General features: G+C 36.3%; 22 protein-coding genes. 7 read left to right on the plus strand and 15 right to left on the minus strand.

Annotated features, from left to right (window positions below):
• Nucleotide 1 precedes the first annotated feature (1 nt).
• Complete coding sequence (locus F3J23_RS02115) at nucleotides 2–1,513, plus strand: helix-hairpin-helix domain-containing protein (protein ID WP_167023362.1); 1,512 nt, start codon at nucleotides 2–4, stop codon at nucleotides 1,511–1,513.
• 456 nt (nucleotides 1,514–1,969) lie between these two features.
• Here the strand turns inward: F3J23_RS02115 and F3J23_RS02120 are convergent, their stop codons facing one another.
• The 5 genes from F3J23_RS02120 to F3J23_RS02140 form a co-directional block, all read right to left on the minus strand.
• Nucleotides 1,970–2,401 carry a GNAT family N-acetyltransferase gene (locus F3J23_RS02120; protein ID WP_167023365.1) on the minus strand — a complete coding sequence of 144 codons (432 nt, stop codon included), beginning with the start codon at nucleotides 2,399–2,401 and terminating at the stop codon, nucleotides 1,970–1,972.
• 5 nt (nucleotides 2,402–2,406) lie between these two features.
• Nucleotides 2,407–2,928, minus strand: coding sequence for a 3'-5' exoribonuclease domain-containing protein (locus F3J23_RS02125; RefSeq protein ID WP_167023368.1), 522 nt, complete (start codon nucleotides 2,926–2,928; stop codon nucleotides 2,407–2,409).
• Between the two features lie 134 nt (nucleotides 2,929–3,062).
• Nucleotides 3,063–4,262 (minus strand): tyrosine--tRNA ligase, encoded by a 1,200-nt coding sequence (gene tyrS, locus F3J23_RS02130; protein WP_167023370.1) that lies wholly within the window; start codon nucleotides 4,260–4,262, stop codon nucleotides 3,063–3,065.
• Nucleotides 4,263–4,641: 379 nt separating this feature from the next.
• Nucleotides 4,642–5,139: a GNAT family N-acetyltransferase gene (locus F3J23_RS02135; protein WP_167023374.1), complete on the minus strand. Its 498-nt coding sequence runs from the start codon at nucleotides 5,137–5,139 to the stop codon at nucleotides 4,642–4,644.
• Nucleotides 5,117–5,740 (minus strand): TetR/AcrR family transcriptional regulator, encoded by a 624-nt coding sequence (locus F3J23_RS02140; RefSeq protein WP_167023377.1) that lies wholly within the window; start codon nucleotides 5,738–5,740, stop codon nucleotides 5,117–5,119. Before F3J23_RS02140 ends, F3J23_RS02135 begins: the two co-directional genes overlap by 23 nt.
• Before the next feature lie 95 nt (nucleotides 5,741–5,835).
• Here F3J23_RS02140 and F3J23_RS21700 point away from each other — a divergent pair, with 95 nt between their 5' ends.
• Nucleotides 5,836–5,970 (plus strand): hypothetical protein, encoded by a 135-nt coding sequence (locus tag F3J23_RS21700; RefSeq protein ID WP_262888143.1) that lies wholly within the window; start codon nucleotides 5,836–5,838, stop codon nucleotides 5,968–5,970.
• Nucleotides 5,970–6,344 (plus strand): hypothetical protein, encoded by a 375-nt coding sequence (locus tag F3J23_RS02145; RefSeq protein WP_167023380.1) that lies wholly within the window; start codon nucleotides 5,970–5,972, stop codon nucleotides 6,342–6,344. The genes F3J23_RS21700 and F3J23_RS02145 overlap by 1 nt, the downstream gene beginning before the upstream one ends.
• Nucleotides 6,345–6,409: 65 nt before the next feature.
• On the opposite strand, the gene F3J23_RS02150 is transcribed toward F3J23_RS02145, so the two are convergent.
• Complete coding sequence (locus F3J23_RS02150; protein ID WP_167023383.1) at nucleotides 6,410–8,782, minus strand: outer membrane beta-barrel family protein; 2,373 nt, start codon at nucleotides 8,780–8,782, stop codon at nucleotides 6,410–6,412.
• 132 nt (nucleotides 8,783–8,914) lie between these two features.
• On the opposite strand from F3J23_RS02150, the gene F3J23_RS02155 reads away from it, so the two are divergent.
• Nucleotides 8,915–9,487 (plus strand): Crp/Fnr family transcriptional regulator, encoded by a 573-nt coding sequence (locus F3J23_RS02155; RefSeq protein WP_167023386.1) that lies wholly within the window; start codon nucleotides 8,915–8,917, stop codon nucleotides 9,485–9,487.
• 59 nt (nucleotides 9,488–9,546) lie between these two features.
• Nucleotides 9,547–10,560 carry an NAD-dependent epimerase/dehydratase family protein gene (locus F3J23_RS02160; protein WP_167023389.1) on the plus strand — a complete coding sequence of 338 codons (1,014 nt, stop codon included), beginning with the start codon at nucleotides 9,547–9,549 and terminating at the stop codon, nucleotides 10,558–10,560.
• A gap of 18 nt (nucleotides 10,561–10,578) precedes the next feature.
• On the opposite strand, the gene F3J23_RS02165 is transcribed toward F3J23_RS02160, so the two are convergent.
• Together F3J23_RS02165 and F3J23_RS02170 are read right to left on the minus strand one after the other, a co-directional pair.
• Nucleotides 10,579–11,202: a hypothetical protein gene (locus F3J23_RS02165; protein WP_167023392.1), complete on the minus strand. Its 624-nt coding sequence runs from the start codon at nucleotides 11,200–11,202 to the stop codon at nucleotides 10,579–10,581.
• A gap of 165 nt (nucleotides 11,203–11,367) precedes the next feature.
• Nucleotides 11,368–11,748: a VOC family protein gene (locus F3J23_RS02170; protein ID WP_167023395.1), complete on the minus strand. Its 381-nt coding sequence runs from the start codon at nucleotides 11,746–11,748 to the stop codon at nucleotides 11,368–11,370.
• 195 nt (nucleotides 11,749–11,943) lie between these two features.
• On the opposite strand from F3J23_RS02170, the gene F3J23_RS02175 reads away from it, so the two are divergent.
• Both F3J23_RS02175 and F3J23_RS02180 read left to right on the plus strand, forming a co-directional pair.
• On the plus strand, nucleotides 11,944–12,507 hold the full coding sequence (locus F3J23_RS02175) for a TetR/AcrR family transcriptional regulator (RefSeq protein ID WP_167023398.1): 564 nt from the start codon (nucleotides 11,944–11,946) through the stop codon (nucleotides 12,505–12,507).
• Nucleotides 12,508–12,546: 39 nt separating this feature from the next.
• Nucleotides 12,547–13,959, plus strand: a complete 1,413-nt coding sequence (locus F3J23_RS02180) for an MFS transporter (protein WP_167023402.1) — start codon at nucleotides 12,547–12,549, stop codon at nucleotides 13,957–13,959.
• A 3-nt stretch (nucleotides 13,960–13,962) separates the two neighbouring features.
• On the opposite strand, the gene F3J23_RS02185 is transcribed toward F3J23_RS02180, so the two are convergent.
• The 7 genes from F3J23_RS02185 to F3J23_RS02215 form a co-directional block, all read right to left on the minus strand.
• Nucleotides 13,963–15,066, minus strand: coding sequence for a serine hydrolase domain-containing protein (locus tag F3J23_RS02185; protein ID WP_167023405.1), 1,104 nt, complete (start codon nucleotides 15,064–15,066; stop codon nucleotides 13,963–13,965).
• Nucleotides 15,067–15,181: 115 nt separating this feature from the next.
• A complete protein-coding gene (locus F3J23_RS02190; RefSeq protein WP_167023408.1) occupies nucleotides 15,182–16,030 on the minus strand; it encodes a class I SAM-dependent methyltransferase in 849 nt (282 codons plus the stop codon).
• 5 nt (nucleotides 16,031–16,035) lie between these two features.
• Nucleotides 16,036–16,767, minus strand: a complete 732-nt coding sequence (locus tag F3J23_RS02195) for a class I SAM-dependent methyltransferase (RefSeq protein WP_167023411.1) — start codon at nucleotides 16,765–16,767, stop codon at nucleotides 16,036–16,038.
• Between the two features lie 4 nt (nucleotides 16,768–16,771).
• Entirely contained in the window at nucleotides 16,772–17,176 is a 405-nt protein-coding gene (locus F3J23_RS02200; protein WP_167023414.1) for a hypothetical protein, read from the minus strand.
• A gap of 163 nt (nucleotides 17,177–17,339) precedes the next feature.
• Complete coding sequence (locus tag F3J23_RS02205; RefSeq protein WP_167023418.1) at nucleotides 17,340–17,540, minus strand: YqaE/Pmp3 family membrane protein; 201 nt, start codon at nucleotides 17,538–17,540, stop codon at nucleotides 17,340–17,342.
• A gap of 121 nt (nucleotides 17,541–17,661) precedes the next feature.
• Nucleotides 17,662–18,081, minus strand: coding sequence for a hypothetical protein (locus F3J23_RS02210; RefSeq protein ID WP_167023421.1), 420 nt, complete (start codon nucleotides 18,079–18,081; stop codon nucleotides 17,662–17,664).
• 13 nt (nucleotides 18,082–18,094) lie between these two features.
• Complete coding sequence (locus tag F3J23_RS02215; RefSeq protein WP_167023424.1) at nucleotides 18,095–20,131, minus strand: M3 family metallopeptidase; 2,037 nt, start codon at nucleotides 20,129–20,131, stop codon at nucleotides 18,095–18,097.
• Nucleotides 20,132–20,274 lie beyond the last annotated feature (143 nt).

The following is a 20,274-nucleotide window of genomic DNA, read 5'->3' on the forward strand; positions in this document are numbered from 1 at the left end:
CATGAAAAAGACCATTAAGGTTGTTTCTGTTCTGGACACAGCCAAATCCTATGAATATGTTGATGAAAGCCCCATCCAGGGTGGAGTGAAAGATGTCTATTTTTCTCCGGAGAAAGATTATGTGGTTGCTTTTTACCGGAATCCGCTGGATGAAGGACAGAAAGAAAGGATCATAAGAATTGTTTCTACCTATCTTCAAAGCCTGCAGAACGGAAATGCCTCTGAATATTTTCTGAATGAAATTTTCAGATGGCCTTACGATATCGTTGAAAAAAATAAACTGACGGGGATTATAGTTCCCGTTTATAATCAAAAATTCTATTTTGCCAAAGGATATATTGGTTCAGACAATATTCAGGGTGAAGATAAGGTGGGAAAATGGTTTACGGCCCCTATGTTTCGGAATCAGCAGTATCCATTGAGGCTTGATCAGTCTGAATTGGGCGACTGGCTGAGCTATTTTCAGATTGCAGTCAATATTAGCAGAGGGGTAAAGAAATTACATCAGATGGGACTGGCACATTCCGATCTTTCATACAATAATATTTTGGTTGATCCTGTCACAAAATCGGCCTGTATTATTGATATTGACGGGTTAGTCGTTCCGAAGTTATTTCCACCTGAAGTAATCGGGACTGCAGATTTTATAGCCCCTGAAGTTTTAAAAACGAAGCACCTTAGCCTTCAGGATCCCGGAAGATATCTGCCTAATCAAAAAACAGATCTGCATGCTCTTGGAGTTCTGATTTATATGTATCTGCTGAGAAGACACCCTTTACGTGGAGGGAAAATCTGGGATTTGGATTCCGAAAACGATGAGATATTATCCATGGGAGAAAAAGCCATGTTTGTGGAACATCCGGAAGACTCTTCCAATTATGTGAAAGCGGATCATCTCAGAAAATGGGACGCATTTTGGGGTGATCCTCAAAAAATACCTTATACCATAACAGGTCCTTATATTTCAGATCTATTCAGGAAAACATTTGTAGACGGATTGCATGATCCGATCAGACGGCCTACTGCGAATGAATGGGAAACCGCTTTATTAAAAACCGTAGATCTCATCCAGCCTTGTCATAATGCGAATTGTACCGAAAAATGGTATGTTTTTGATAACACAAGCAATCCAAAATGTCCGTTTTGCGGAACACCACATCAGGGAACATTGCCGGTCTTAGATTTGTATTTTAGATTCGATGATGATGTTTGGAAACCTGAAAACCACAGATTAATGGTCTATCACAATCAATATTTGTTCAAATGGCATGTTTCCAGAAAAATAATCAGAAATGAAAACTTGACGATGCAGGATAAGATGCCGGTGGGATACTTTACATTCCATCAGGAAAAATGGGTGCTCGTCAATCAAAGCTTACCCGGAATGAAAGACATCACAGAGCAAAAGGAAATTCCTCCCGGTTCTATGGTTGAACTGACTGATGGCAAAAAAATATTGCTATCCTCAGAAGAAGGCGGAAGACTGATCTATATAACAATGGCCAATCAATAATAATCATTGCGGAGACAGTTCATTAAGGAATCTTTTTAAATACAAATATCACAAATGAATTTCACCAATACCCACAGTTTTCAATTTTAAAACTGTTGATTGTAAGTGAGCAAAGAATAGAATCAACTTCGTTGATTAGTCGAAGCTTGGGTATAGGCATACCGCTTTATCAGTGACAAATTCGCATCATTTTGCTCCCTTAAAATAAAGGGTAATTATCCATAAACTTTGCATTAATAATTTTTAGCACACACTTAAGTTCACATAAGATGAAAATCTTTGATTTTCAACAAGACTTTAGTGTACTTCTTATACACAAAGCATATAGCTGAAATAGCTTAAGTTTTTAAAATGCTTTTGTGCCTTTTCTGGTTTAGTAAAAAAGTTTAAACAGACTTCAAATAAAAAATCCACTGACTTTAGTCAAAACCTATAAAAAACTTGGACATGCTTCATTTAAACTTCCATAAAGTAAGAATGCTCATCTTCACCTACAATTTTAAAACCCAGGCTCGTATAAAGATGTTGTGCTTTATTCGTTTTCAGAACATTTAAAGCAACCGTTTTACCTTCTGTTGAAGCTTCCTGTAAGATGTTTTTCAGAATCATTCCGCCAAGACCTTTTCCTTGTTGAGCAGGATCAATCTGAAGCTGCAGAACATCTGTTTTATGAGGCGATGTATTGATCTTTAATAACCCGATAGGTTGTGAATCAAGAAAAATAATATGAGCTTTTTCAAACTCAAAAAGGACCCGTTTAAGAGTTGTTTCTTTGTCTGTGGGAAGATTGGATTCTGCGTAGTGAGGATTCATGGTTTTCATTCTCAGGTCAAGAAGGAAATCAATATCGTTTTCTGTAGCTTTTTTATAGGTCAGATTCTGATTCATAACGTTTACTTTAATACAATTTTTAAGCCCATTTCTTTTTTAAGATAGAGTAAAACCTCAGCATTTCCTTTGGCATCATCTACAGGATTATGCGTGTGTTCGGTTTTACGAAGATGTTTCCATTGGGCAAAAGTATCTTTTTCCAATCCGCAGTAAAGATCAGAAAGTCTTCGGGAGGAATAACCAAAAGGATTCCGTCCGATAAAATGATGGAAATACCAGCAGATGAACATCCAGTCGAAACCATTATTATCACTGATGAAAATAGGTCTTCCTTTAGAATGGGTTTTGATCCATTCCTCAAAATTGAGCATTACTTTCTCAGGATCTTCAAAACTGAGGGTTTCCTCTCTAGTGAAGCCGGAGACAGCCAATGCATCAGGGTTGAATCGTTCAGAAATCGGTTTCAGTTTTCCGTAGAAAGTGGTGTCGAGTTCATCATTCACGAGAACGGCACCAAAACAGACCATCGAAAAATCACCGGGAATAGGGCCGTCCGATTCTATGTCGACCATGATATAGCTCATTGGTATTGGTTTTTATTGAACGAAGATATTGATTTCGGCTGAGGTATAAGTTTAAAATTTTATTATTTATCAGTCCAGAATAGAAGACTGGAAGTTATTTTCGTATTCAACTTTATAAACTTCCATCTCCCATTTTAAACGATCTCAAAAAAAGCCCTTCTCCCAATTTTAATCTTAGTTTTAGGGACTAGTTCCAATTCTTCATTCGGATTTGTTATTTTCAAATTATTGACCTGAATTCCTCCACTTTCTATTAATCTTCGGACGGCCGATTTGCTGAGGTCGTTTTTAAGCTGATGGCAAAGATCAAGAAGCGAAATTATATTTTCCTGATGTTTTAATTTACTTATTGCAATCTGCTCGTACACCTTCTCCTCAAAATTTTTATTCTGAAACTGATTGATGAAAAATTGTTCCGCATTTTCTGCTGAGGTTTTGTTATGATACTGACTGATGATATTTTTAGCGATAATCTTTTTGATATTCATAGGATTTTCTCCGTTTTCCATTTGGGATTTAAGGCTTGATTTTTCTTCCGGATTAAAACTGGTCGTCAGATCAATAAACTCAGTAATCAAAGCATCCGGAATAGACATTGTTTTCCCGAACATTTCATTGGGTTCATCTGTCAGTCCAATGATGTTGTTTAATGATTTGCTCATTTTCTCCTTTCCGTCAAGCCCTCTCAGAAGCGGCATACACATCACGATCTGGGCCGGCATCTGATGAACTTCCTGAAGCTGTCTTCCCATAGTGCAGTTGAAAAGCTGATCAGTACCGCCCATTTCGATATCACATTCAATCTTTACCGAATCAAAACCTTGAAGAATAGGGTATACAAGCTCGTGCATGGCAATAGGTGTATTTTCTGTAAATCTTTTGTTAAAATCATTACGGTGCATCAGCTGAGCCACAGTTACTTTTGACAACAGCTGGATCACCTCCGAAAAATCAAGAGTATCCAGCCATTCCGAATTAAAAACGATCTTTGTTTTATCAACATCAATAACTTTTGAAAGCTGATTAATATAGGTTTGTGCATTATGCTGTACTTCTTCGGCTGTTAAAGGCTTTCTGGCCTTGTTCTTTCCCGTAGGATCTCCAATCCTGGCCGTGAAGCTTCCCACCACAATGATGATCTGATGCCCCAAATCCTGAAATTGTTTCATTTTTTTGAGTACCACAGCATGTCCCAAATGAAGATCAGGGGCTGTAGGATCAAAGCCCAGCTTGATGGATAGCTTTCTGTTTTCTTTTTCTGCCTGTGTTAGTTTTTCTTCCAAGCCGTTTTCAGGTAGGATGATAGCCGTATTTTCTTTTAGTAGATGAATCATATTTAAATTTTTTAAATGAAAAAGCCCGGACATGGACTGTCCGGGCTCTATATAGAATGTTAAACTGTTTTATTGGATTACAATATAGAAAGTCTTCCCGAACGATAGTCCGGAGTGTAATATTCACTGAAGAAAGGAAGACGTAATATACTGTTCAAATGTTTCATTGTGTTGTAAATATAACGGATTTTTCCGTGATTCCAATATTTAAACCATTAAGATGTATTGTAAGGGTTATAACAAGATTTGTTTTTGAGAAAAAACTTAACCATTTACCAATCTTAATGGTTTAAAATAAAGGTTCAAAACAATTTTACTTGTCATTCCAGAAGCTAATTCCATGCCACAAATTAACTAAAACAGACTTATATGTTTTTTATCATGTGAACAGATTCTTTTCCATCTTATAGTTCGTAAGGTCAACTCCTTTTACATTCACGGTTTGCTCCGCTGTTACATGGAAACCTCGATTTTCAAAGAATAATTTTGCTGTTTTGCTGACATCCGCTGTCAGATGTTTTTTGTTCCCGTTTAAGGCTTCTTGTTCAATCAGAGTATACAGTTTGGATGCAATGCCTATGCGCTGGTAATCTTTGTGTACAAAAAGCAGATCAATATAAACTCCTTGATCAAGTGTACAGAATCCAACAATCTGATCTCCGGCTTCAGCAATGAGAACATATTGATCCTTTACAACATTTTTCCACCTTTCTTTATTTTCTGCTCCGGATTGCCAGGCTTCAAGCTGTTCCCGATTATAATCATCTTTACATACAGTACCAATGGTTGAAGTAAAAAGCCGAAGCATTTCCGGAATATCATGCTGAGTCCCTTTTCTGATAATCAAATCCTGATCAGCGGATATAGGTCTCTTCATAAAGCGTTTGCTGTTCTTTATTGAGGAAAGGATAAAACAGGTTCATCTGCAGTAAAGTATAATGGTGTACCGCTGTCTCTTTATCCAGCTTTAAAATTAATCTGTTATGAGTAAGCCAGTTATCCGCAACGATGAATATCTGCTGAATAAGGCTGTCCATGATAAAATCAGGAATATCTTTTCTAATGATATTATTTTTCTGAAAACCTGAAAATATGAGCAGGAACTCTTCTTTTCTACTGGAATGGATTCCTTCATACTGTAATTTTATTTCAGGAATTTTATGTACGATATCAACAAAGTTCACAAAGATAAACCGGAAAGAATAAAATATTTCAGAAGTGGATGCTGTGAAATGATAAAGGTCTTCAAGTGTTGCATGTTCAAGCTTTTTCATCTTGTTTAGCAGTTCATCCATTTTCAGCGTAAGTTCCCCAAAAAGAATCTTAATGATATCCTCAGAATGTTTGAAGTGATAATGGAGGTTCCCCGCACTGATATTAAGTTCTGCTGCAATATGTCTGGTTGTGATACTATTGTAGCCTTTTTCATTAAATAGTTCCAGTGCTTTTAGCAGAATTTTATCTTTTGTGTTCATCATTCAAATATAAGAATATAAGTGGGGAATAAATCATATTTTTAAAATTAGAACAATTGTTCTAATTTGGTATATTTGCACTACTAAATCTTATCACAATGGAAGGAAAGCAAAAATTTGATTACGAATCGGCAGAAAATAATAAGAAAGCAGAAGGGAAAGATGTTCAGGAGATTATTTCAAAGGTTTTACAAGTGATTCTGGGAGTCATTATGGCGGTATTGCACATGTGATGAAAAAAGGGATCTCATACTGGTTTTTATTGGGGCTGGCAGCCTGGGCAGTGATTATTTTCCTGAGAAAGAACGGAATTTATATTCCCTTCATCAATAATCATTTCACAGATTGTATTACAGTGCCTATGTACTGCTATCTGATTGAATATATCATGAACTCTCTGCTGGGATATCAGTGGAAGCCTGATCTGAAATTTGTACTGACTTCAATTCTATATCTGTCTTTCTTATTTGAGGTGCTTTGTCCTATGCTCTCGGAAAGGTTTACGGGAGATATTCTGGATGTACTTGCCTATGGGTTGGGAGGAATGATATATTATCTTTTCCGGATTAAATCTTTTTCAATACATAAAAAAGCCGACAGATCCTGATGATAACAGAATTCTGCCGGCAGAGTTATTGTTTTTATCCTTTTTAATTTAATTTGTGCTTCAGCTTAACTGCCGCCGCCCGCCCGGTTGGATTCTTCAAACTTTACCTGTTTGGTTGCTCCTTTCACATTATTGTTCCCGAATTTATAAGTAAGGGAAAGATGAACATTCCTTGTAATTCCTTTGTACTGATAATCTATATTGTAAGTCGGATAATATTCAATTCCTTTTTCACGGTTAGTATTCAGAATATCGTTCAAATAAAAATTCACCAGAAGTTTTTTCTCCATAAAAGCTAATTTTAGACCGGTGTAAAGGGAAGAATTGGCATAATAGTAAGTATTTCCGTTTCTGTTGGGCAGGCTTCCCCATAACCCGAGCATGAAGGTCACCGTTTTTTCTTTATTCAGAAAGATGCTGTTATCAATATTCAGATTGGCACTGTAACCGGCTGGTGCTGGGGTGATAGAAGAATCATAAGACTTGGATTTTGCATAAAATCCATTAAGGAAGATACTGGATTCAAGCCATTTTAATTTATTATAATTGTAGCTGATGTTAATACCGGCCTGATCTTCATTATAGAAATTTTTGGCAACCGTATATCTGTAATTTCCATCCACCATCTGAACCCTGTCCCAGCTGTCCTTGTTATAATTGTAGTATAATGTAAAATTAAGGCTGTTTTTCAAAACATATCCGAATTCAAAATTATCCGAGAAAGAAGGCAGGAGGTAAGGATTTCCGGTACTGTATTCATATTCTGACGTATAATATTTAAAAGGATTCAGGTTTCCAAAATACGGCCGTGAAATTCTACGGGAATAATTAAGTGAAAATGAATGATTTTCATTGGGTTTATAACTGATATAAGCTGTAGGAAAGAACTTTCCATACTTAATCTGTGCAGAAGTATTGTCATTCATTGAAATACCTTCCAGGGTTGTATATTCATATCGAAGCCCTGCTTTTGCATCCCATTTTTCGCTGATCTTAAAATTGGTGGAAAAATAAGCGGCATAATTTTGTTCGTTATAGAAAAATGTATTGGTTCTATCCGTATTAAGATTGTACTGTCCGTTTTCGATACTAAAGAAATTAAATTCGGAATCATTCTTGATCTTTGTATACTTCAATCCCGATTCTGTTTTTATTTTTCCAAAAGTTTTTTCAAGATCAGCCTGCCCGGAATAAATCCTGTATTTACTGATAGGGTTTGCCATAGTAGAAATGGTCTCTGATGTAATCGTGTTGGAAAAATTTCTTGCGTTGGAATTATTCAGCATCATATTCGCCGTAAGACTCAGCTTACCTCCTGCGCTGTCTATTTTAGCTTCGTAAAATGCCGTTGCATTATGAACATCTCTGCTGTTTCTGTTCCTGAAATTGGAATTGATATTCAGTAATCCCTGCTCATTGAATCTTTCAGATACACTTTCCCCGGTTTCCATAGGATTGCTGTGCGAATAATTATAGTTGATTCCGACAAGGTTTTTGTCGTTGATCTTATATTCAGCCTTTAAATTTCCACTTTTATACTTATAATTATTGAGGTTTTGGCTGTCCCTGTTCCAGTAGTTATTGTTGGTAGTTCCGGTCAGATAATTATAAGTGGTATAATACCAGTAGTTATCACCCGTAGATAAATTCGTACTTAAAGAAAGCTTTTCTCCCTGGTAATTGAATGTAGCACCGCTTCTTGCTGATACCGTTGGTCTTCCCCAGAAATAATTTCCGGATGTTTGTATAGAACCATTCCAACCCAGATTGGCATTTTTCTTGAGAATAATGTTGATCAGTCCGCTTTTTCCCTCAGCATCATATTTTGCAGGCGGGGTGGTTATCACTTCAATTTTAAGGATATCATCAGAACGAAGAGTCTTCAGGTAATTGATAAGTTCCTGTCCATTCAGATTCAGAAGCCGGTCATTGATCATCACGGCTACATTGCTTTTGCCGGCAATACTTATCGCATCATCACTTGTTTTTACCATCGGTGTTTTGGCAAGAGCTTCAATCGCATCAATTCCCTGAGATGCCACAGAATTTTCTACATTAAAGACCAGACGGTCTACCTTTCTCTCGAATAATTTTTTCTTTGCAGTTACGGTTACCCCTTCTATTTTCTGTTCTGTAACAGGAGCTTCTTTAAGCTGAATGTCTTTTCTGTGAGCTCCCTTTATCGTAATTTTTTCACTATTGGTTTTTACTCCATCTTTTATAATTTCAAACAGATAATCTCCGTTTTCTTTTAAAGGAATTTTAAACATTCCATTTTCATCTGTGATGGCAGAAAACTTTGTTTCATTTTTTGTAATCAGTACTTCAGTTTCCAACGCCGGTTTATTATCCTTATCGGTGATAATTCCTTCAACACTTTGTGCAAAAATAAAGGATGTGGAAATGAGACTTAAAAGAATAACAATCTTCTGATTCATATTTTGGGTTTATATACAAGACAATCTTTTTCGAGGTGTTATTACATCAGTCTGCGAAAAATATTTTAAATGCTAAGTATTATTGAGTTTTTCTTTTGGTATTTTTGTATAGACTTAAAAATATTCACAGCAATGCACAACAAGCTTATACAAATCTGTTCCGGTTATGATTTTACCCATGAGGAAATAGAAGCTGTAAAGCAAAGTTTTGAACCTGTGGGATTTCCGAAAAATACAGTGATAGAAAAATCCGGACGAGTTCCCGGTTATCTTTATTACATCGTTTCCGGATATTTGAGGCTTTTTTATACCGATCAGAACGGAAATGAAGTAACCACTCATATCAATTGTCCACCGGGCTTTTTCACTTCTTATTCTGATTTTATAAACAGTACAGTTTCTGAGAATAATGTGGAATGTATTACAGATTGTGAGCTCCTTCGGATTTCCAAAGAAAAACTGGATCATCTGATTGCTGAAAGTCAGGCCATGAAAAATTTCAGTATCTCTGTCTTTCAACAATCGATTGCCTATAATGAAAACCGCTCCAAAGAATTATCTGTTCTCAACGCAGAACAACGTTACCTTAAACTTATAAATGATTATCCGGGAATTATCCGGAATGTGCCCATTCAATATATCGCTTCATTTCTGGGAATGAAACCTGAAAGTCTGAGCAGGATCAGAAGAAAAATAATTAACTAACAAAAGTCAAGTGGTTCCGGCAGCAGGATGAAGAACTTTGTAGCATTAAAATCAATGCAATGACAAAGAACAATATGAGTCTCGTTTCAGGAGCTAACGGACATCTGGGAAATAATTTAGTGAGATTTTTACTGGACAAAGGAATCCCGGTGAGAGCTGCAGTAAGAAATGTTAACAACAAAAAACCTTTTGAAGGGCTTAACTGTGGATTGGTGCAGGCAGATATAACAGACAAGGCTTCCTTTGTAAAAGCACTTCAGGGTGTAGAAACATTTTATGCCGTAGGAGCAGCCTTTAAATTATGGGCTAAAGATCCCAAAAAAGAAATCTACGATATAAATATCCAGGGTACCCGGAATACGATTGAAGCAGCAGCAGAAGCAGGAGTAAAAAAAATAGTCTATGTAAGCTCCATTGCTGCTTTGAATTATACTCATCTTCCAGCCAAAGAGAGCAACGGTTACAATCCTGATCGCAGAGATATGTATTACAATTCCAAAAATGATGGAGAAAAAATAGCCTTTGAACTGGCCGCAAAATTAGGTATAGAGCTCGTTTCCGTAATGCCGTCAGCCATGATAGGAGGTGAAGCATTCTTACCTTTGAATGTTTCTTATGGAGTTTTAAAACTTATCCTGAACAAAAGAATTCCTGTTGATACAAAAATTACCCTGAATTGGGTAGATGTGAAAGACGTTGCCGAAGGATGTTATCTGGCTGCAGAAAGGGGATGTTCGGGGGAACGTTATATTCTAGCCAATGAAAAATGCATGACGATTACAGATACAACTATCTTAGCTAATAATCTTTTCCCTGAACTGAAGCTGAATATTCCACGTTCTGTTCCGAAAGGAATATTGTTTATGATTGCAGGAATCATGGAATTTACAGCAAGAATGAACGGAAAACCGCCGGTATTAACACGAAAAGATATCTCTATGTTTTCCGGATTGCAGCAGGATTTTGATATTTCCAAAGCAAGAAATGAACTTGGATTCAATCCCAAAAGTCCTGAAAAAGCAGTAAAAGCAGCCCTTGAATATCTGATGAAACATCCTGAAATCTTAAAATAAAGCCCTTAAAAAGGTAAGTTATTGATTTTCAAGCTTTATAATAGGGCCTTTGTAAAATTTGGTGAGATCATAAAGATCAGAAAAATAATGCTGTAAAGGAGGAATAATTTTCCCATCAAAATCATTTGAATTGAATTGATTCTCAGCAAGAAGGTACAGAGATGGGTGGTCCGGTTTCAAATAATCGGAAAGTATATTTTCGTGGCCTTGTTCCCTGCTGAGGATTTCGGTCAGAAATATTCCATAGATCAGAAATTGATTGAAGTTCTGCGCATCAACCATATAATTCATGTCCTGTTTTGATAATTTTTCATAGCTGGAAAGCAGCCGTAGAAAATTTTCAGCATGATCGGTAACCGGAATTTCATAAAAAAGATCTATACCATGAATAAACAGCTGTGTTTTAGCCTCTTCATGATCTGTTGGATACGCTTTGCAAAACCATTGAAAAATCTGTAAAAGTTCTTCACGCGTAAGTTCTTCCATAGAATCCTTTACCTTATCCTTAATCACCTCAAGATTGATTTTTGCATCTGGCTCCAGAGAACTCAGTATATTTTCTTCTTCACGGCTGAGTTTATTGTACAAATTAATTTTGGCAATATTAGGGTTGGTTTTGATAAAATAAAGTTCTTCCGCCATAGTAATCACCAGTAATTTATAAAAATGGTAATTAAAGATACAAAATATGCATTAACTTCATTAAAGAAAATAATATGCAGTGAATGGTACCCAGGCTGAATTATTTTTTTAATCAGGAGCTGAAATTTAATGATAAACTTTTTTAATACAATTTCTCCTTTCAACTTATCGGATGCTCTCATGCAGTGCAATGCGGTTTCCTTCAGAGTCTTCAAATTCGGCTATGGCAAATCCATATTTTTCATCAATTCTCTTAGGATAAAGAACGATTCCTCCGTTGTGAACAACTTTTTTCAAAGTTTCATCAATGCTTCCGGTTTTAAAATAAATAATGACTCCGTTTCTGGTAGGTTTGTAAACCTCTCCTTTAGCCAGAGCTCCTGTAATTCCGCTGTGTTTTTCTTCAAAAGGAAATAATGCCATTTCATAACTGTCAATAACCTCTTTTTCAAAACTAAAATTGAAAACAGCAGTATAGAATTTTTCAGCGCGTTTCAGGTCGTTAACAGGAATTTCAAAGTACACAACAGGATTAGATGCGTTCATGGTATTTGTTTTATCGGATGGGCTAGATGATGTACAAGATATCCCTATCAAAAGAAAGAACATCAAGACAAACTGGTATAATTTCATGGAGGAATAATTGTACTTTTTAGTTTATCTAAAATAAAATTTTCTCCTCAATTAAAAAAAATAGATAGATCTATCTATTTTTTATTTAGATTTGTAAAAATTTTCAGGATGAAAAAAGAAAAAGTGCGTGAAAGAATTATAAGGGTAGCTTCAGATCTGTTTTATAAGCAAGGCTACAATTCTACGGGAATCAACCAGATTATTGCAGAAGCGGATATTGCCATAGGCTCACTTTACAATCACTTTTCATCCAAAAATGATCTTCTTCAGGCATATCTTGCAAAAGAAGAGCTGGAGTGGTTTGAAGGTCTTGAAAAAAGTCTTTCCAAAGTTTCAGATCCAGCAGAAAAATTATTATCTCTGATTGATTACCGGAAAAAGCTTCAGCAAAGTTCAAAGTTTGCCGGATGTCATTTCATTAAAATAATTTCCGAAATGGGGGAGAGTAACCCTTCAGTTGCAGGTTTTGCTAAAATGCACAAAGCCAGACAGAAAGATCTGATCCGTACATGGGTAGAAGAATACAAAAGAAACCATCACGCGATTGAAACAAACTGGGTAACGAATCATATTTTTCTCCTGATAGAAGGAGCGGTAGTAACTTCTACGATTGACAGACAAAACGAATCTTTTGATGAGGTGAAAAAAATTGTTCACGGTTTATTATCCTAATTTTTTTTATTATTAAAAAATAGATATATCTATATAAAAATGAAACGTAAATATTTGATATTAAATATTATATTGGTTGGGCAATTACTCACCATTATGGATATTTTTATTATTAATGTATCCATTCCTTCCATACAACAAAGCCTGAATGCTTCGAACGGAGAAATGCAATTTATGATTGCTTCCTATCTCATAGGATTTGCTTCTTTTCTTATTACAGGAGGAAGAATGGGAGATTTATATGGCAGGAAAAAGATTTATCTGGCAGGTTTGGTTTTCTTTATGATTAGCTCTGTGGCTTGTGGTGTTTCATCAGGAGTCGGGCAGTTGATTATTTCAAGGTTTATACAAGGGATAAGTGCCGCAATGATGGCACCACAGGTTCTCTCTGTGATACTGATCTTATTTCCTGCCCATGAAGAACGCACGAAAGCGATGGGCTGGTATGGGATTACAATTGGTATAGGAACCATTATGGGACAATTTCTGGGGGGATATTTTTCATCATTAACAATGTTTGAAGATCCCTGGAGACTTATTTTTCTGATCAATATTCCCGTATGCGTGCCTGCTGTTTTCTTTAGTTTAAAATTCCTGAATGAGTCAAAAGCTCCGGTAAAGCAGCCTTTTGATCTTACCGGGGTTCTCACACTTTCTGCAGGTTTGTTTTCTGCAACCTATGCTTTGACCATGTCTGAGCATGAAGGATTTCAATTTAGAAATATTTCTATGATGATTATTTCAATGGCTATACTGATCTTTTTCGTCAAAAATCAAAGAAACAGAACAAAAAAAGGAAATTCTTATCTGATTGATTTTGAGCTTTTCAAATACAAGAATTTTAACCTGGGCATTGCGGCCGTTTCTTTCTTTTTTATTATGCTCGATTCATATTTCTATATTCTTTCATTGTTTTTTCAGGACGGATTAGAGATTAATCCATTGAATGCCGGAGAAATTATTGTTTTTCAAGGGTTAGGATTTATATTGGCGTCTGTTTTTTCAGTTCGGCTGATTTTAAGATACGGAAAGCGAGCTCTGATAGCTGGGCTTACTTTCATTATTGTTATTTTGGTTTTCCAAATACTATTATTTACAGGACATACAACCATTTACCTTTTTTATCTGCTGTTGTTTTTACATGGGGTAGGTGTAGGCTCAGTTATTCCCTCGCTTGCCAATATTGCACTGTCCGGGATGCCCGAAAAACTGGCAGGAAATGCTTCCGGTGTTTACAATACCTTTCAGCAGGTTGCAGCAATCATTGGGATTGTAGCTATAGGAAGTATTTTCTATTATTTTCTGGGAGAAAAACCATTAATACAAGACTATCAATATGCCTTTTCAATAGCTGTTATTATTAATATTTTTTGCCTGCTCCTTGTGATATTTTCAGTGCTCAAGGTTCCCGACTATATACTGCCGGTTTTAGTACAAAATACAGGAGATTAGCCTTTACCGTCTCTTTATTGGTACTTTTATTTCACTCAGCGTTGCTTTGGCAATATTTCTGGTGACTTCAGTAGGAGAATGGCAGTCGCAATTGCTGAAACCTATTACATAAATATCTTCATTGGGAATATAAACTCCCATACTTTTGAATCCGAAAACACTTCCTCCATGCTCACGATCCGGAGTGCCATTGAGATCCTTCAGATGCCATCCATATCCGTAAGTGAATTCTTCTCCGCTATTCAGTTTATATTTTTGAAAGGCCTTTTGAGTTTCCTCAGGGTTTAATAAAATATTCTGATTTAATGCCTGCTGCCATTTTAACATATCATCTACCGTAGACATGAGTGAGCCGGAAGAAAACGGAACACTGAAACTGATGATAGTTTTATTCACAAATCCCTGTTCCTTTTTATGGTAACCGTACGCCCTTTTGGGAATAATTTTTCTGTCAGAAGCATAATACGAATTTGTCATTCCTGCTTTATCAAAGATATTTGTCTTGATAAAATTCTCATAAGTATCTCCAGAAACCAGCTCAATGATAAATCCTAACATCACATAGCCGGAATTGTTGTAATCAAATTTTTCACCGGGAGCAAAATCTACAGGTTCATTTTTGAAAAAATCAACCATAGCTTCAGGTTTCATTTCTTTTTGGGCAATCGTAGAAAGGGATTTCATTTTAGTAAAATCTTTAATTCCTGAAGTATGTGTTAAAAGATGGTGAATGGTAATCTGATTTCCGTTCGGAAAATCTTTAATATATTTTGAAACCGGATCATTGACATTGAGTTTACCCCGCTGCTCAAGCATCAGAATGGCAACTGCTGTAAATTGTTTAGTCATAGAACCAATCTGGAAAACATTATCAGTAGTCATATTGACATCCAGCTCTAGATTTGCCTTACCGAAAGCTTTTTTATACAGGCTTTTCCCTTTTTGACTAATCAAAAATACACCACCGGGCTCGTTTTTATTCCCAAACTCAGTAAGAATCAGGCTGTCTATTTTCTTCTCATAACTTTTACTGCGGATCTGTGCATTCAATGGATTACAGAATAAAGGAAGCAGCACAAGTACGGTTGTCAGTTTTTTTAAAATCATATTTTTATACTTTGTTATGCAAAGATATGATTTATTTTTATTACTATGTTATACAATATAGTAATTTGTATTTTGAGATTTAATTGTTGATTTTCAGTTTTATATGAGGTAAGGTCTATACGGAAGCTACCAGGAAAATTTCACCACTTGCCGGTTCCAGATCATCAGTTCGGTCGGAAAAATAAAGATGCTTTATAATTTCTGTAGAAATGATCTCTGCCCTTTTAAGTCCGGCTTCCTGAGCGAGTGACAAAACTTCGGAAGGAGAGAAAAAGCTTACAAACGGAGTTCCGGATTCTCGGGCTCCTTTTTCAGCCATTTCCTGCATGGGGCGATCTTCTTTTTCGAGAAGTTCTATCGGAAGATAAAAAGACATGGCGACTTTTGAGCCTGGTGCAATCATTGAAATCTGTTGTAAAGTAGTAAGAATAGCTTCTTTTGTAAGGTATAAAGTAACTCCGGTACATACAATTACTGCCGGTTCATGATTTTTGAATCCGGCTTTCATAAGTTCATCCCACCATGAAGAAATTTCAAAATCAACGGGAACAAAATGTAAGTTTTCCGGAATTCCGAAACCTGTTTCCGACAAACGTTTCTGCTTCCATGCCAATGTGTCCGGCTGGTCTATTTCGAAAATCTGAAGCTGAGATGCAATCACTGTTCTTCGCTGAACAAAAGTATCGAGGCCTGCTCCGAGAATAATATATTGTTTGGTTCCTCTTTCACTTTCACGGATAATAAGATCTTCGATAAACCGGGAACGGGCTACAATGGAAGCTCTCAGTCTTTTCGTGTATTTCATATCAGGACGTTCCTGCCAGTGTTCTTCAGGGGCTATAAGCTGCAGCCCGATTTCGTCTTCTAAAATATGGGGTTCTGCATCTGTCTGAACATGCAAGGCGCGCCACAAAGCTGTTCTCACAGCAGTGTTATCCGGTTGAGGTAAAATCTCTTTTTCCATACACTTTATTTTTCCACGGAGATCAGTAGCATCATGGGGCGGCGGAGTTCTTCTTTCATTTCGGGGATTTCTTTCAGCATTTCAGGACTTGGCTGAGGTTCTGTAATTTCTTTTATTTTAAAACCATGTTGTAATAAAATGTTGAGATAAGAAGTTAAAGTTCTGTGATACTTGATTACATTTTCGCCTAAAAAAGTTGTATTCCTTTTTCCCTCTATAAAATATCGGTCAACGGGCCAGCATGTTTTCTGTCCCTCTTTATCATATACCCAATCCTGCCCTCCTTCAGCGGTGAAAACAGGATGTTCCACGGAGAATATGAAATATCCGCCGGAAGTCAGCCACTGGTAAATATTTTGGACGATTGTATCAAATGATTCCACATAATGCAGTGTTAACGAGCTTAAGATGATATTAAATTTTTCGGAAGGATAATCGAGGTCTTCCAATGCCTTTCTTTCATATTGAATCCCCTCAAGACTGTTAATTTCTCTTGCTTTATTAAGCATTTTCTCGGAAAGATCAATTCCGATGACGGACGTTGCACCGTTTTCTATTGCATATCGACAGTGCCACCCGAAACCACATCCGAGATCCAAAACGTTTTTTCCTTTAAAATCAGGCAGCATTTTTTTCAAGGCATGCCATTCTCCGGCCCCTTCCAGCCCAAGCTGGGAACGAAGCATTTTTTCATACTGTTCAAAAAATGACGGATTATCGTATTTATTTTCTTTCATAGAATTATAAAGGATCTGTTGGTTTTAATTTAGAAGTAAGCTCTTTTAAAAAGACCTCGAACCGGGGAAGATCTTTCGGATTAATCTGTGATTTGAGTACTTTTATCGTTTTGTCAGAGGAGGTAAAAGTATAATCACCAGCATAATAATTTACGGAAATAATATCGTCAATATTCATTTTCTTTTTAGGAAATACATTAATGCTGATTTGTTGATCCGTGATGGTTATATACTTATAGAAATATTCATAAGCCGCAAGGCTAAGGTAAAATACTCCTAATGTTATAATTACATAAGGCCTCCATAGAGAGGTTCCGGTTTCAAAAAAATAACTGGAACCCAAAATAATCCATACTATCCCAATGATCAGATTGAGAAGAATTCTTTTGTTTTTGTAAGCAATTTTCATATTTATTTTTGATAAAATTATCCGGTGTTTTACAGCCGGAAATACTTATTATAAAAATACGATAATTATCTGGAAACGAAATGGCATTGAAGCTGGCGATGATCAATATAAAAGCCGGAAACATTTCCGGCTTTGGTTTTGATATAGAGATTGTTTCTACGATTTACTGATTATTTTTACGCATTGCTCTAATCAGTTTATCATTTCGTTTATCTGCTCTTTCATTATTTAAAGAAAGGACTGCCCAAATTGCTGCGGGAAGCCATCCAATCAGAGTGATCTGTAAAATAAGGCAGATAATTCCGGTAAGGATTTTTCCACGGACAATGAATGATAAAAAAGGAAGTAGAATAGCTAATAACATGGTTTGAAATTTTATGGTTGAGTTTTCAGTTTAATAAATCAATTTACAAAGTAATACCAATCATTTGAATTGTGAATTGCTCAATGATAGTCATACATGGCTATTTGAAGATGATGGCTTACTATTTATCTATCAATTCTTTCATTGTTCTATCAGTTTCCATTAATTTCTCTTGGGGAATCTGATGGTTCAAATAAGTGAAAAGAAGATTGGTTACCCAATTATTTTCAATCAGATGAATGTAATAAGAGGAGATAAGCCCAAAATCATCAGAAATATAGGCGGCCAATTCCGAAGAACCGGTAATCCTGAATGTTGATATAAAGATTTCCTTCCGCATATCACTGATGTTGTCTTCCAATTCTTCCTCTGTCATTGTTTCTTCAACAGCATGATAAGCTTTCATCCATAGATCCGAAAATTCGGGAGAATCTCTATTATCTAAGATTTCATCTATCTTTTCAGTATCAATATGATGAAGAGCCGTTTTTAATGATTCATTAAAAACGGCTTCCAAATTTTTAAGTTCTTCCGTTCTCATTCAGACTTTAATTTTATCCGAATGCTCTTTTCAGTAAACTCTCCACTTTCGGTTCACTGCCTCTGAAGCTTTTATACAACTCCATAGGATCTTTGGTTCCTCCGGAAGAAAGAAGTACTTTATATTTAGCAGCAATTTCAGGATTGAAAATTCCGTTTTCTTTAAAATACTGGAAAGCATCAGCATCCAACACTTCAGCCCATTTGTATGAATAATATCCTGCGGAATATCCACCCTGGAAAATATGTGAGAAACTAGGGCTCATTGCTGTTTCAGAATGAGTAGGATAAAGCGCTGTGGCTTTTGTGTACTTATCTTCAAACTCCTTTACACTTTCATGTTCTAATTCTTCCACTTTTGTATGGTAATTCATATCCAGAAGCCCGAAGCCCAGCTGTCTTAACGTTTGGTATCCCTCCATGAAGTTTTTAGACTGCTCGATCTTTTCAATCTTTTCGTCAGGTAGAACCTCTCCGGTTTTATAATGTTTTGCGAAAGTTTTCAAAAATTCCGGTTCATAACAGAAGTTTTCCAGAAACTGAGAAGGAAGTTCCACAAAATCCCATTTTACAGAAGTTCCTGAAAGAGTAGGGTATTGGGTATTAGCCATCATTCCGTGGAGTGCGTGGCCAAACTCATGAAATAAAGTTGTCACTTCCTGAAATGTCAGTAAGCTTGGAGTATCTTTTGTAGGCTTACTGAAATTACAGACAATGGAAATATGGGGACGGGAGTTTTCACCGTTTTGCTTATATTGATTTTTGTAGCTGGTCATCCATGCACCGGCTCTTTTCCCCTTTCTTGGAAAATAGTCAACATATAAAAGCGCTTTGTAGCTGCTTTCCTGAGAAGAGGCTAACGTTTCTTTTACTTCATATACTTTTACTTCTTCATGATATTTAGGAATATCATTTCTTTCCTCAAAGGTCAATCCGAAAAGTTTACCCGCCAGCCCGAAAACGGCATCCTGCACCTGAGTCAAAGGAAAATAAGGTTTAAGTTCCTCATCATTAAGGTCAAATTTCTGCTTGCGAAGCTTTTCGGCATAAAATGCATGATCATAACTTTGCATTTCTTCAATTCCGTCAGCTTTTGCCAGAGATTTTAATTCTTCGATTTCTTTGTTGGCATAAGGTTTAGCCTTGGTCAGAAGTTCCTGTAAAAAATCAAAAACCTTTACCGGAGACTTGGCCATTCTTTCTTCAAGAACAAAATCTGCATAATCTTTATATCCTAGAAGTTCAGCTTTCTGTTGTTTCAATTGAAGCAGCTCCTTGATGAGGTTTTGGTTGTCAAATTCCCCTCCGTCAAATGATTTTTTGCCATTTGCTAAAGCTAGTTCTTTTCTCAGTTCACGATTTTCCGCATACGTCATGAATGGGATATAGCTTGGATATTGCAGCGTAACAACCCAGCCTTCAAGGTTTCTTTCTTTAGCTTCTTCAGCATATTGATCGATGATAGCCTCGGGAATTCCGGCCAGATCTTCTTTATGCGTAATATGTTTAAAATAAGCATTGGTGGAGGCCAGTACATTCTGTCCGAATTGTAAAGACTTCAGAGAAAGATCCATACTTATTTTCTTTAACTTCTCTTTGTCTTCCTCATTCAGTAAGGCACCGCTTCTTACAAAACCTTTGTAAGTTTCATTCAAAAGCATTTGCTGCTCTTCATTCAGATGATATGTATCCTTTTCATCATACACCTTTTTGATCTTATTGAAAAGGGCTTCGTTTTGAGAAATTTTTGAAGAATATTCTGTTAAGATCGGAGATACTTCCTGGGCCAGCTGTTGAAGTTCATCACTGGTTTCTGCAGAATTTAAGTTGAAAAAAATATTCGAAACCACATCCAGCTGCTCTCCTGAGTACGCTAATGCTTCTATGACATTTTCAAAAGTGGGCGCTTCAGGATTGTTTACAATGGCATCAATTTCTGCTTCAGACTGCTGGATTAATTCCTTAAAAGCAGGAAGATAATCTTCATTTTTAATAGTATTGAATGGCGCTGAATGATATGGAGTGTTAAATTTTTCTGTTAAAATATTCATTTTTCGATTTTTATATAAGGTAAATGTAATGATTCATCGCGGAATCACAGCTGAAGCGGTCAAAAATAATGCCTGAATATCAAGTTGTGACAAAAATACCTTACCTTTAAATAATCTTGTCATATGAAAAGTGGGAGTGAGGT

It is taken from the genome of Chryseobacterium sp. Tr-659 (assembly GCF_011752975.1).
Lineage (GTDB): Bacteria > Bacteroidota > Bacteroidia > Flavobacteriales > Weeksellaceae > Chryseobacterium.